Below are 12,456 nucleotides of genomic sequence, written 5' to 3' on the forward strand. Positions count from 1 at the left end.
AAATATATGAAAGAAGGGAAAGAAGAGAGTGCTTAGATTTAATTCTAAAAAGAGAAAGTGAGGAAAAAAGTATGAAATCTCTGTATGCAATTGATGTAGGAATTGGCTTTACTAAGCGGGCATATCGACAGGATGTAGATTCTGAGGTGACGATTAAGAGTGAAGCTTCCACACTAGCCCCTGTACCTAATCATGCTGAAAGTGAAGATTTAACAAAGGTAAGTTTTATAGACTTAGACTTTGCATACTACATGGGAAATGAAGCGCATCAATCTGACGCTTCATTTCTTCCTCCATTTGACGAAGAAATAGAAAATTATTATGAAAGCGAACAGTTTAAACAACAAATATTTGGTTGCATTGCAAAGGATTATAAAGAAAATGTCGTGTTACCTTTAGTTGTTACCGGGCTTCCCGTTACTTATTTTGGTAGTCAACATGAGCAATTACAACGTGCACTAAAAAAAGAAACTTCCGTACAAATTGATGGGAAATTTATAAATATTACGGTTGAAAATGCTTTGATTCTTCAGCAACCAGTCGCTTTACATGCCTATTTCTTAAAAGAGGGAATTATTCAGGAACGAGATCGTATCTTAATTATTGATGGTGGATTTCGTACATTAGAAATGACAGATATGAAACAGAATGTCATTTTAAATCATTATGAGACGGAACTAGGATGTAGCAAGCCTTTGAAAAATATTAAGAATATCGTGCAGAATCATGCAGGGGAAAGTGATCACTTGCATATTAACGACATGCCAAACATATTAGAAAAAGGATATGGGGATCGAGAAGAAAATCCTCAGACAAGTCAGGTTTATACTTTGATTCAAAAAGAGTTGGATACACACTTCCAAGACGTAATACGTGTATTACAAGAACAATTTAAGTTAGACCAGTATGACACTATTATTTGGACAGGAGGAATAGTAGATCTCCACAAAAAACGAATTGAAAAAATGCAAGATGAAATTTCTTCTTTCCGTATGGTAGACGCTTCGAAAGAGGCTGCACTTCATGGATACTACATGATTGGAAGTCAAGTATTTGACGACATCACCAATCAATCTGCATATGAATCTAAATTATAATAACGACCGGAATGTAGTTCGTTGAATAGACGCGCCAAAGTATGTGGCTTCTTTTCCACATATCAATAAGAAAAGATAAAAAGTACTTGTATAGAGGAAATGTTTAAAATTGAGAATACAAATAACTAATATATAGGGGGTCTTCCTTGTAACAGAAGAAGACCTCCTATATATTAGTTTGTAATTTAGAGGATCTAAAAACTTTTCCTCCAAGACATGAATACCTACATATAAATTTCATATTACGGATATTATTTGATCAAACATAAAACTATTCAGAAAGGAAGAATAATATGGAATGCATAAAAATGCCGAAATGGGATTGGTATCATGTAAAAACTAGTGAACTTGAAAAACTTTCTTCTATAATCCCTCGTGATGTAACATCTTATTTCTCTCAATTTGTAAAAAAAATAAGTTCTCCTTGTGAAAATGGATTATATGTTTATACGTTATCACCAAGTCAAACTTGTGTATATGGTTCGTTTTTATATGATCAAGATAAAAAGGACGCCAAAATCCAAAACTTTCTTCATTATTTCGTAGCTCATGGAATACTGATAACGGTCCAGGAAAAAGAGGAAGAGGATTTCCAAAAATTAATACATAATTTCCCTATGAGTATAAAAAATTGTAATAGTTCCGCTGAAGGAGTATGTGCGATCTTATCAATATTTATATCTCACTATTTACGAAAGGTTGACTACTTTGAAAACAATTTCAGAAATGTGTTATGGGATTTTTATCATCATAATAACATAGCAGTTTTAGAAAGAATTTACCATATTCGTCATGAATTATTTATGAACACACATGTGTTTCGCTTAATACAAGAAGTGTTACAAGGCTTGGAGGAAGCTTGGTTAGAAAACTTAACAAACACCTTTTGCTATAAACAAACACACGTAAAATTAGAGCGTGGATTACAACTCGTTAAAGAATACCAAGAAGAATTAGACACGATGATTCATTTACAAGAAGTTGTTTCTTCTCATCGTGGGAATGAAATTATGAAAGCTCTTACTGTATTAACTGCTGTAAGTACGCCTTTGACGGCTTTAGGAGCATTGTGGGGGATGAATTTTAAATATATGCCTGAACTGGAATGGAAATATAGCTATTTAATCGCTCTCTTATTTATTATTTTTACAACAGGGGGTATGTATTTGTATATGCGAGTCAAAGGATGGACAGGTGATTTATTACGAGTAAAGAAAAAGAAGTCTTTTTTTAAATCTAATTAATCCAGTTTATAAAAAATATGATAGATATATGGTTAGTAATCTTTGTTTAAAAACTATAGCATATACATGGGGCAGTCTCATCATCTGAAATTTGTTCGAATCCAATTTAGAATATGGAAAAAGAGAACTTGCGATTAAAAACAAGCTCTCTTTAAAAGAAATAACGTAATTGAGATACTTATATATTAGCAATTGTTTTCTTCTAATTCCATATGTCTTATGTTGAGAAATAAATTATAAGTGGCTTGATAAAGCTAAAATGAATGATTGACATAATATTTTGACGATAATATAATAAATCTCGAATTCGAGATAATTTGTAAAGGATTGGTAATTGTGAGCGTGATTAAGGATGAGAGCTTATCTTTAAAGTTAATTGTTATATTATCAAGGGAATTACAGCCAATCACTAAACGTATTGAAAAGGATTTAAAAATTTATGGACTTAATGCAACTGAATTTGCAGTGCTTGAGCTACTATACAGTAAAGCTGATCAGCCTATAAAAAAATTGGGGACAAAATATTACTTGCAAGTTTTTGTATCACGTATGTAGTGGATAGGTTGGAAAAGAAGAGGTGAAACCATGTCCTAAAGACCGCCGTGTCACGTATGCATCAATTATTTCAGAAAGTATTGAATTGGTGACACTAATTTTTCCTCAGCATAAAGAGGGGATTCGGCAAATATTTGGTAGTTTGGACTATATTGAGAAAAAATGATAAGTAAACAGTTGAAAAAGTTAGGATATTACGCACAGAAAGTGTAAGTTTTTAGATGTTATTTCTGTTTAGTAATATCCTAATTAAATATAAATTAAATAAATAGGAGGGAAAATTAATAAATAGTAGTAAATGTATTGTAGTACAAAATAAAGAAATTATGTAATTGCAATTGATATAGTAGGAAAGATAGTTGTTATGCATAACGTATACATATTGTCCTTGTCATTATAAATCTTTCATAAAGCGGAGAGTGGGAGTGGGTATCAAGAATGGAATTACGTCATTTAGAGTACTTTATTCAAGTTTGTAATAATAATAGTTTTACTAAAGCTGCGGAAGTTCTAGGTATTTCACAGCCGACTTTAAGTCAACAAATCCGTGTGTTAGAAGGTGAACTTGATACACCTTTGTTTCATCGAGTTGGAAGAGGTATCAAAATGACAGAAGCGGGTAAGCTGCTATTTGATAAAGGAAAATTTATCATGCAACAATTTGATGACGTTTATAATGAAATTTTTGAATTAAAGGGTGTAAAAAGAGGTGTAATTACTATAGGAGGTTTATTAGAGGACCTCACTTATTTAACACCTTATATTATGAAGTTTCAACAACATTATCCCAACATCGTTGTAAAAATTATAGAATCCGAAGTTGCTGTAAATCAAATCGTTGATAAAAATATTGATATAGGCATCACGCGTAGTGCTCAAATTCCAGACACATTAACAAGTACCCTTTTGTATAGCGAAGAGCTTGTCCTTGTCATTCCAAAAAATCATCCTTTGAATGAAACATCATTTGTTTCTTTTAGAGAATTAGTAGGACTGAGTAGAATAATGGTTTCATGTAGTTGTCGTGAATCTATTAAAATATATTGTGAGAGTTTAGGGTTATCTTTATCTGAAGCAAATATAGAAACAAAATCTTCTATTTCTCTATTGAGCCTTGTATACAATGGTCATGGGGTTGCCATAATACCTCTTTCACTGGTTGATTTTGTTAATAATGATACTTTGAGCATAGTTCGTATTATTGATCCAACACCAAGGCAAGATATTAATCTTATTCACTTTGACGATAAATTTTTAAGTTTTGCAGCACGTATCTTTATGCAGAAGTTAAATAACCCTCAAAAGGTATTAGTATAATAATGATTTTAGTGTAACAATTGAAAAAATCTATACGTCTTGAGATGAGACCTATATTAAAGTCAAAGGGTAGTGGATTTATATGTATGGTGTAGTCGATCAAAAGGGGATACCACTGACTTTTAATTAAGGAAAAAAGGACGGACTTTACAAGAAGAGAAGGCTGTCAAAAACAAGTCAAGTTAATCAATCAACTCTTCGCTCTTATCGTATAGTCCCATTATGGATATACATTGCTATATTGAATCTACATATCCTTATTGTAGAAAGAAAACCACCGGCATTATACCGGTGGTTTTGACTTAGAAAGCAAAGCAAGTACAACCAATACCCCATTTAGTTCCATCTTTTCCTATTACGGTATGAGTGTGTTGATGGAGAGGGTTACTGCAACTATGTAACTTGTTATCATGAGAAGTGTGAGAAAGTATAGTGTGGGCTAGGTTAGCGCCACCATAACCATAAACTCCCGTCGGTGACCAATCAGGTGATGCTGGCGGCAATTCAGGTGATAAATTTTTAAATTCATCATTTCCATAAACAACCTGCCCGCCCATAATTGTGAGTAATGATTCAAGGTCTTTAATTTCTTCTTCTGGCACAGTAAAGTAGTCAGCAGACAATACAGCAATATCAGCAAACTGACCTACTGCAAGGGTACCTTTTTTACCTTCATCACCAGAGAACCACGCACTTCCTTTTGAATATAATTCCAGGGCTACTTTTCTATCAAGTTTATTTTTTTCATCGTATATGGAAAGCCCACCAATGGTTTTTCCGGCAACCATCCAGTAAAGAGCAACCCAAGGGTTATAGCTGGAAACCCTAGTTGCATCACTACCGGCGCCAACAGGTATACCTAGGTCTAACATCCGATAAATCGGAGGAGTACGCTTTGCAGCTTCCTTTCCGTATAAATCAACAAAGTATTCACCTTGAAAAGCCATGCGGTCTTGGATGGCAATACCGCCATTTAAAGCCTTAACACGTTCCATACTACGATCTGAGATTGTTTCTGCATGGTCAAACCACCATCGTAGACCATTAAAAGGAATTTCTTTGTTGACTTCCTCAAATACATTTAAGAAACGTGTTATTGATTCGTCATAAGTTGCATGTAAACGGAATGGCCAACGGTTTTCCACCAATAGAGAAATTACTTTCTTTAAGTCAGCTTCCATCATCGTAGCTAGTTCGGGCCGTGGCATTTGAAATTTTTCAAAATCAGCTGCAGAGAATACTAACATTTCTCCGGCACCATTCATTTTATACTTATCATTTCCTTGACCTGGAGAAACAATTTTTGCCCATGAAGCAAAGTCTTCATATTCATGATTAGGATTTTGTGTAAATAGATTATAAGCAATACGTAAAGTTAATTGTTCCTTCTCGGCTAAATGTTCAACAACTCTGTAGTCGTCAGGGTAATTTTGGAAACCGCCACCTGCGTCAATGGCACTTGTAATACCTAATCTATTTAATTCGCGCATAAAATGGCGAGTTGAGTTAATCTGATCGTCAAAATTAAGTATGGGAGCTTTACCCAAACTTGAATAAAGAATAGAAGCGTTAGGATTCGCAATTAAAAGGCCCGTTGGATTACCTCGTTTATCTCGCTCAATTAAACAACCTGGAGGGTCTGGGGTATCTTTTGTGTATCCCAGTGCACGAAGCCCTGCACGATTTACAAGTGCTCTATCATAAAGATGTAGCACAAAGACAGGGGTGTCTTCAGAAACAGCGTTAATCTCTTCCAAAGTTGGCATCCGTCTCTCTTTAAATTGAAATTCAGACCAACCTCCAACTACTCTTACCCACTGAGGAGCAGGTGTACGCCTTGCCTGTTCTTTGAGCATTTCAAGAGCAATGGCAATTGAAGGCACACCTTCCCATCGTAATTCCATATTATAATGAAGACCGCCACGAATAACGTGTATATGAGAGTCATTCAGGCCTGGAATAGCTCTTTTTCTTTTAAGGTCTATTTTTTTTGTTTTTTCTGTGGCACTATTAAGAAGCTCATCTCCACCTACTGCAGTTATTAAACCATCAGTTATGGCGATAGCAGATACCTCAGGTTGAGAGGGATCAAGGGTAGTAATTTTTCCGTTATATAAAATCATATCCGGTACATTCATATTCACACCTCGTCTACTTCCTATTATTTTGTAACCATGGATGAAATAATTTACCGAAAATCGGCATAACTACCCATGATAGCAAGGACACTATACATACAGAAACAAAAAAAGCCGACATAATAGGATTCATATGTTTTATAATAGGTCCTATCAATTTAGGAACTAACATGCTAAGAGGCCATACACCCAGAAGGGTAACGATAGACATTTTCCATTTTGGCGGTGGAACTGGTGTTTTCGGAGTAACAAACCAATAAGCCAAACTGCTTTCAGTTTTGTAAGTTGGATTAGTAACTTGAAATTGTTCTGCCGTTTTTAGCAAATCTCGGCGAACATCTGATTGTTGCCAAGCACGTAGATGCTCATACGTATCAAAGCGAAAAATAACAGTATACTCTCTGGATTCGTTACTTGGGACTATTAGGTTTACGCCTAAATGCCCTGGGAATTTAGTAGCGGCAGCTTCGATTTCATGTCTCCATGTTTCAAACTGTTTTTCTTTCCCTTGTTGAATTTCCCATGTAACAATCGTTGTTACTGGATCAGTAGCATCCATTGTGTTCTCTGTATGAGTCTCTTCGACAGTTACGCCTTCTTGTTTCATATTTTTCTGCTTGGGAGCGCGCCATGCACCATAGTATATGCGTATTCTACACCTTGACCATAAGCACCAGTGTGTTCCTTTACAATCTCCATTACAGCATCATAAGTGTCTTTGTGTGCCCAGTCACGTTGGTATTCAAGTAAAACTTGAATGGCTGTCACTGGAATTGCACCAGCTTGCTCTACACGACGCATAGCAGCGTTATGTGCTGTCAAACTAGTACCACCTGAAGCATCATCAACTGCATACACCTCATAGCCAGCTTTAATTGCTTCAAGCACAGGGAATGCAAGGCAAACTTCAGTCCAAAGTGCTGCAAATATTAATTTCTTTCTACCGGTTGCTTTAACTGCCTCAACAAATTTCGGATCTTCCCAAGAGTTCATTGAACTACGTTCTATAATTTCATGGTTTGGGAATATATCAAGAATTTGTGGCCAAAAATAACCAGAAAAGCTACGTGTTTCAACTGTAGTAAGAATAGTAGGTACGTTAAAAGTTTTTGCTGATTTAGCAAGTAGCATAACGTTATTAATCAATGTTTGTCTATCAATACTTGCAACTCCAAAAGTCATTTGAGGTTGAAAATCAATCAAAATTAAGGCACTGTTCTCCGGATTTAACAATTCTAAATTACTCATAATAAAACGCTCCTTTTTCAATTGTTTATTGAAAGTAATGTATCTTCTGTCAATTGAAGCTCTACTATACTTTTTAATTTAAATTTAGTGCTGATTTAATCAGCACTAAATTTATACTATCTACTTTAAAAAAGGTGATTTAAAGCTATTTCCTTGAGATACATTTATGCATTTTGTTTACTAAGATCTCGCTGAGCTCCCCTATAGCTTCCAATTATATTTTGATAGCCTGGAAGATTACTAGCAAGCAAATTGCCAAAACCTTCGACATCGTTGCGCCAATCGCGTTGTAATTCGCAAGCTACGCTAAACCAGTTCATAAGTTGTACACCATTATGTGCCATACGCGTATTGGCAACATCTGCAACTTGTTTGCTGAAAGTTCCTGAAGCATCAGTAACAGCAAATACTTCATATCCAGCTTTTATAGCGGAAAGTGCCGGGAAAGCAACACAAACGTCCGTAACTACGCCTGCGATGATAAGTTGTTTTTTTTCAGTTTCTTCAATTGCTTTTACAAAATCATCATTATCCCATGCGTTAATTTGTCCAGGTCGAGCTATTTTTGGTGCATGAGGAAAGAGATCAACCAATTCTTGCATTAAAGGTCCATTAGGCCCGTTTTCGAAACTTGTTGTTAAAATAACTGGTAAATCAAAAAACTTAGCAGTATGAGCAAGAGCTAAAACATTGTTCTTGAATTCATCAACACCATAGTCACGTACTAGTCCGGACATAAGACCAGTTTGATGATCTACTAAAAGCACGATAGCATCATCTTTGTTAATACGAGAATAGAGATCAGTCATTATGTATTCCTCCTAAAAATTAAGTAATCGAAGAAAGTTTAAATAGTCGAATACTATCATAAATTTCTTCGTTTATAACTAAGCTCACCAATAATATTGGTTATAGCAGCATTCACGGAACATGAAGCGCTATACAAATTTATAGTATTTGAAAACTGATTCATTAATCAATTCCGAATTATCTATAATTTGTATAGGTCGTAACTATAGTTGTTTTTACTGTAAAATAGATTGATTTTATCTATACATTCTATAGATAGAATGATATTGATAGTCACCTATTTTTGTTATTAGAATTGAACAGGAGGAGTGTTCAGCAAATACTTCGTGATGAAAAAGGTAGGAGATGGGGAATCGTCCATAAACAGAAAATGAATTCATCGGAACAATAGAGTTCACACTATAAATAAGCATAAATAGGTTATGAGATTTATCCGGATTATTGAAGAGAAGGGTACATATTAAAGGAGGTAGGACAATGGCAAAAATTACTGTAGGAACCGAAAACCAAGCACCAATTGAGATATATTATGAGGATTATGGTATAGGAAAACCAGTTGTACTTATTCATGGTTGGCCGTTAAGTGGTCGATCTTGGGAATACCAAGTTCCCGCTCTTGTTGAGGCTGGATACAGAGTGATAACATATGATCGTCGAGGTTTTGGAAAATCATCTCAGCCGTGGGAAGGGTATGAATATGATACCTTTACTTCTGATTTACATCAACTATTAGAACATTTAGAGCTTCAAAATGTCACACTTGTTGGTTTTTCTATGGGTGGAGGCGAAGTAGCACGGTATATTAGTACGTATGGAACAAATCGTATTGAAAAGGCTGTTTTTGCTGGGGCAGTTCCTCCATATTTATACAAATCAGAGGATCATCCTGAAGGGGCGTTAGATGATGCAACAATTGAAGCATTCAAAAGTGGTGTGATAAATGATCGCCTTGCATTTCTTGATGAATTTACTAAGGGATTTTTCGCGGCTGGTAATCGAACAGATTTAGTTAGTGAGCCATTCCGTTTATATAATTGGGATATTGCAGCCAGTGCATCACCTAAAGGAACGCTTGATTGTATTACCGCCTTTAGTATGACAGATTTTAGAAAAGACTTGGAGCAGTTTAATATACCTACTCTTATTATTCACGGTGATTCAGATGCAACTGTACCATTTGAATATAGTGGGAAATTAACACATGAAGCAATTCCTAATTCTAAAGTAGCATTAATAAAGGGTGGTCCACATGGGCTAAATGCAACGCATGCTAAAGAATTTAATGAAGCGCTCCTATTATTTTTAAAGGACTGATTACAACTATATAATTGTTAATTGATAAATTATAAACAAGTAAAATAAAGCATTTAAAAAGATGCTCTTGGATAAATCCAGGAGCATCTTTTTGAATGCGGCGTAGTGCACCACTGTAATCAATTTAAAGAATCGAAATCTTCCATAATGAAATTTTTATTCATTTTTAAATGGTGATATTGAGTTAGGTTTATAAATATCCATTAGTTTTGGATTGAATATGCTTCTTAACAGCTAACATGTATGGATTAGAGTTTTTTAGTCTCTTAGAAGTATTGTTATATTACTATCAAGATAATATTTTGAAGAATCCTCAAAACAAAGAAATGCACATTTTCTTATTTTGGGTAGTGAATTTTCTTAAGTTGAGTGGGGCCTTTATATCCTAATCCAAAAGTGTAGGATAGAGCCTACAAATAATCATTTCCTTCTTAAAATTGTCGTTTTACATCCTCACATTTTTGAGTAAATAGTGTTTTGTTGGGAAATAATAAAATCTTATTAATTTTTATAATTAGTAGAATTTTTATAGAAATAATCCTCTTAATATATTAAAATAACATTGTATTATGTAAGATTTTAATTAGGGGAGAGAAATTTTATGTTGAAAAAAATCATTCCAGTTGCTTTAGCAATAAGTACAGTTACTTTTACTAGTGTATTCGCTGTGCCTTCAGCCCAAGCAAGTACAGAACCAAACCGCTACATAGATGTACAAATGCTCGGTATTAACGATTTTCATGGGCAACTAGATACTGTAAAAAAAATTAACAATAAAGATGCAGGGGGAATTGAGTACTTAGGGTCTTATTTACGTGATCGCGAAAAACAAAATCCAAATACATTAAAGGTACATGCCGGCGATGTTGTTGGAGCAAGTACTCCTGTTTCAGCATTATTACAAGACGAACCTACCATTGAATTTCTAAATGATTTGAAATTCGATGTTGGAACGATAGGAAATCATGAATTTGATGAAGGTGTTGAGGAAATGAACCGCCTTATTTATGGTGGATACCATGAGAAAACAGGGAAATTTAAAGGTGCAAAATTCCCATATGTTGCCGCAAATTTCTATAATAAATCCACTGGTCGTTTATTTTTACCACCATTCACTATAAAAAAGGTACAAGGAGTTCCTGTTGGATTTATCGGAGTCGTAACAACGGATGTGCCTAACCTTGTTATGCCTACTATGCTAAAGAATGTAGAAATTACAGATGAAGTTGAAGCTATTAACAAATCCGTAAAGAAATTAAAAAAACTAGGCGTTAAATCTATCGTTGTTCTTGCGCATAACGGAGGTACAACAGATGGGAACGGCGTAACAAATGGTGATATCGTCCGATTAGCAAATCAGACTGATCCAGAAGTCGATGTTATTTTTGGTGGGCATAGCCACACGTATGTAAATGGAACTGTTAATAATAAACTTGTCGTACAAGCAAATTCTTACGGTATGGCTTTTGCTGATGTTGATGTAAAGATTGATCGTAAAACACAAGATATTGTTGAGAAAAAAGCAGAAATTGTTACAACTTACCATGAAGGCATAGAGCCTGATAAAAAAATAAAGAAGAAGATGGAGAAATATCAAGCAAAAATCGCACCTCTTGTTAATGAAGTTGTAGGTAAGTCTATTGCTCCGCTAGATCGTAAACTAAATACGGCTGGTGAATCTACTCTTGGAAATTTAGTTGCTGATGCCCAGCGTGCAACAATGCAATCTCAAATTGCACTTATGAATCCTGGTGGTATTCGTAATGACTTAGATGCTGGTGATATTACATGGGGAGAGATATATGGTATTCAACCATTCGGAAATCAATTAATAAAAGTAAATTTAACGGGTCAAGATATTCGTGATATTTTAAATCAACAATGGCAAAAAGACATAACAAGAATGCTTCAAATTTCAGGGATCCAATACACTTGGGATGCAAACAAACCTAATGGAGAAAAAGTAACAAGTGTGCGCCTAACAAATGGAGAAGAAATTATTCCTTCTAAAACTTACAGCGTCGTTGCGAACGCATTTCTAGCTTCAGGTGGAGATGGATTTGTATCCTTTAAAAACGGGAAAGATGCTGAAACAGGACCAACTGATTTTGAAGCATTAGTAGATTATATAAAAAAATCAAAAGAACCAATTCAGTCTGTTATTGATGGAAGAATTCAAAAAATAAATTAGTTTTTTATTAATCTCAAAAACAAATAGATTACCTGTACGCTATACTTTTTCGTGTGCAGGTAATCTATTTTTTGTGGGTTTGAAATAAATCTTACCGTGGTCAATGGATATACCGCCTAGATGCAGAGTGTAGAAAAAAAGTGAAGTAAACAAAAGTTGATATCCTGAACGTACAGGGAGTCTTTGTTTGAAAAAACGGGACATAGCAAACATAAAACAGGCTTAACAATGGATGAAAGAAAATGCGCATTGGGCAGGGTACATCATTCGTTATTCAAAGGGAAATATAACTGGTTATGTGTATGAGCCTTGGCATATTCACGCTATATAGGAGAGGTTGCTGAAAAAATATATAAGGAAAAACTAACTTTAGAGGAATATATGGGATAAGCAAGCCACAGTGAATTGAAAATCTGTATTTTTGTTTAGAGAATAGTATTTTATAAAATAGTAGAGTACTTTTACTTTAATAGATTCAAAAACTACCTATCTAAAAATTTGATAGGTAGTTTTTTTACTTTTGGGCACAAAGTGAAATCATT

General features: G+C 34.6%; 9 protein-coding genes and 2 pseudogenes. 7 read left to right on the top strand and 4 right to left on the bottom strand.

All coding sequences use genetic code 11. From position 1 onward, the window contains the following. The first annotated feature begins 71 nt into the window (after positions 1 to 71). From MR083_RS08750 to MR083_RS08765, 4 genes and pseudogenes are all read left to right on the top strand, one after another. Positions 72 to 1,097, top strand: coding sequence for a ParM/StbA family protein (locus MR083_RS08750; RefSeq protein WP_242269045.1), 1,026 nt, complete (start codon positions 72 to 74; stop codon positions 1,095 to 1,097). A 293-nt stretch (positions 1,098 to 1,390) separates the two neighbouring features. Continuing rightward, positions 1,391 to 2,341: a magnesium transporter CorA family protein gene (locus MR083_RS08755; RefSeq protein WP_242268973.1), complete on the top strand. Its 951-nt coding sequence runs from the start codon at positions 1,391 to 1,393 to the stop codon at positions 2,339 to 2,341. Positions 2,342 to 2,677: 336 nt separating this feature from the next. Beyond that, positions 2,678 to 3,109 (top strand): annotated as a pseudogene (locus MR083_RS08760) (MarR family winged helix-turn-helix transcriptional regulator). A gap of 225 nt (positions 3,110 to 3,334) precedes the next feature. Further along, complete coding sequence (locus MR083_RS08765) at positions 3,335 to 4,213, top strand: LysR family transcriptional regulator (RefSeq protein WP_242268975.1); 879 nt, start codon at positions 3,335 to 3,337, stop codon at positions 4,211 to 4,213. Positions 4,214 to 4,515: 302 nt separating this feature from the next. Here the strand turns inward: MR083_RS08765 and MR083_RS08770 are convergent, their stop codons facing one another. The 4 genes from MR083_RS08770 to ycaC form a co-directional block, all read right to left on the bottom strand. After that, positions 4,516 to 6,351 (bottom strand): amidohydrolase, encoded by a 1,836-nt coding sequence (locus MR083_RS08770; RefSeq protein ID WP_242268976.1) that lies wholly within the window; start codon positions 6,349 to 6,351, stop codon positions 4,516 to 4,518. Positions 6,352 to 6,364: 13 nt separating this feature from the next. Next, the gene (locus MR083_RS08775; RefSeq protein WP_000806865.1) at positions 6,365 to 6,958 is read right to left on the bottom strand and encodes an antibiotic biosynthesis monooxygenase; all 594 of its coding nucleotides are present in this window, start codon (positions 6,956 to 6,958) and stop codon (positions 6,365 to 6,367) included. Then, positions 6,955 to 7,599 (bottom strand): hydrolase, encoded by a 645-nt coding sequence (locus MR083_RS08780; RefSeq protein WP_000067162.1) that lies wholly within the window; start codon positions 7,597 to 7,599, stop codon positions 6,955 to 6,957. The genes MR083_RS08775 and MR083_RS08780 overlap by 4 nt, the downstream gene beginning before the upstream one ends. A 164-nt stretch (positions 7,600 to 7,763) precedes the next feature. Beyond that, the gene (gene ycaC, locus MR083_RS08785) at positions 7,764 to 8,408 is read right to left on the bottom strand and encodes an isochorismate family cysteine hydrolase YcaC (protein WP_242268979.1); all 645 of its coding nucleotides are present in this window, start codon (positions 8,406 to 8,408) and stop codon (positions 7,764 to 7,766) included. 478 nt (positions 8,409 to 8,886) lie between these two features. Here ycaC and MR083_RS08790 point away from each other — a divergent pair, with 478 nt between their 5' ends. From MR083_RS08790 to MR083_RS08800, 3 genes and pseudogenes are all read left to right on the top strand, one after another. Then, entirely contained in the window at positions 8,887 to 9,723 is an 837-nt protein-coding gene (locus MR083_RS08790; protein ID WP_242268981.1) for a bromoperoxidase, read from the top strand. Between the two features lie 601 nt (positions 9,724 to 10,324). Beyond that, positions 10,325 to 11,914 (top strand): bifunctional metallophosphatase/5'-nucleotidase, encoded by a 1,590-nt coding sequence (locus MR083_RS08795; protein WP_242268984.1) that lies wholly within the window; start codon positions 10,325 to 10,327, stop codon positions 11,912 to 11,914. A 226-nt stretch (positions 11,915 to 12,140) separates the two neighbouring features. Further along, positions 12,141 to 12,304, top strand: a pseudogene (locus MR083_RS08800) (D-alanyl-D-alanine carboxypeptidase family protein); the annotation flags it as partial. Positions 12,305 to 12,456 lie beyond the last annotated feature (152 nt).

The organism is Bacillus cereus group sp. BfR-BA-01408, from assembly GCF_022663305.1.
GTDB classification, from domain to species: Bacteria; Bacillota; Bacilli; order Bacillales; family Bacillaceae_G; genus Bacillus_A; species Bacillus_A pacificus.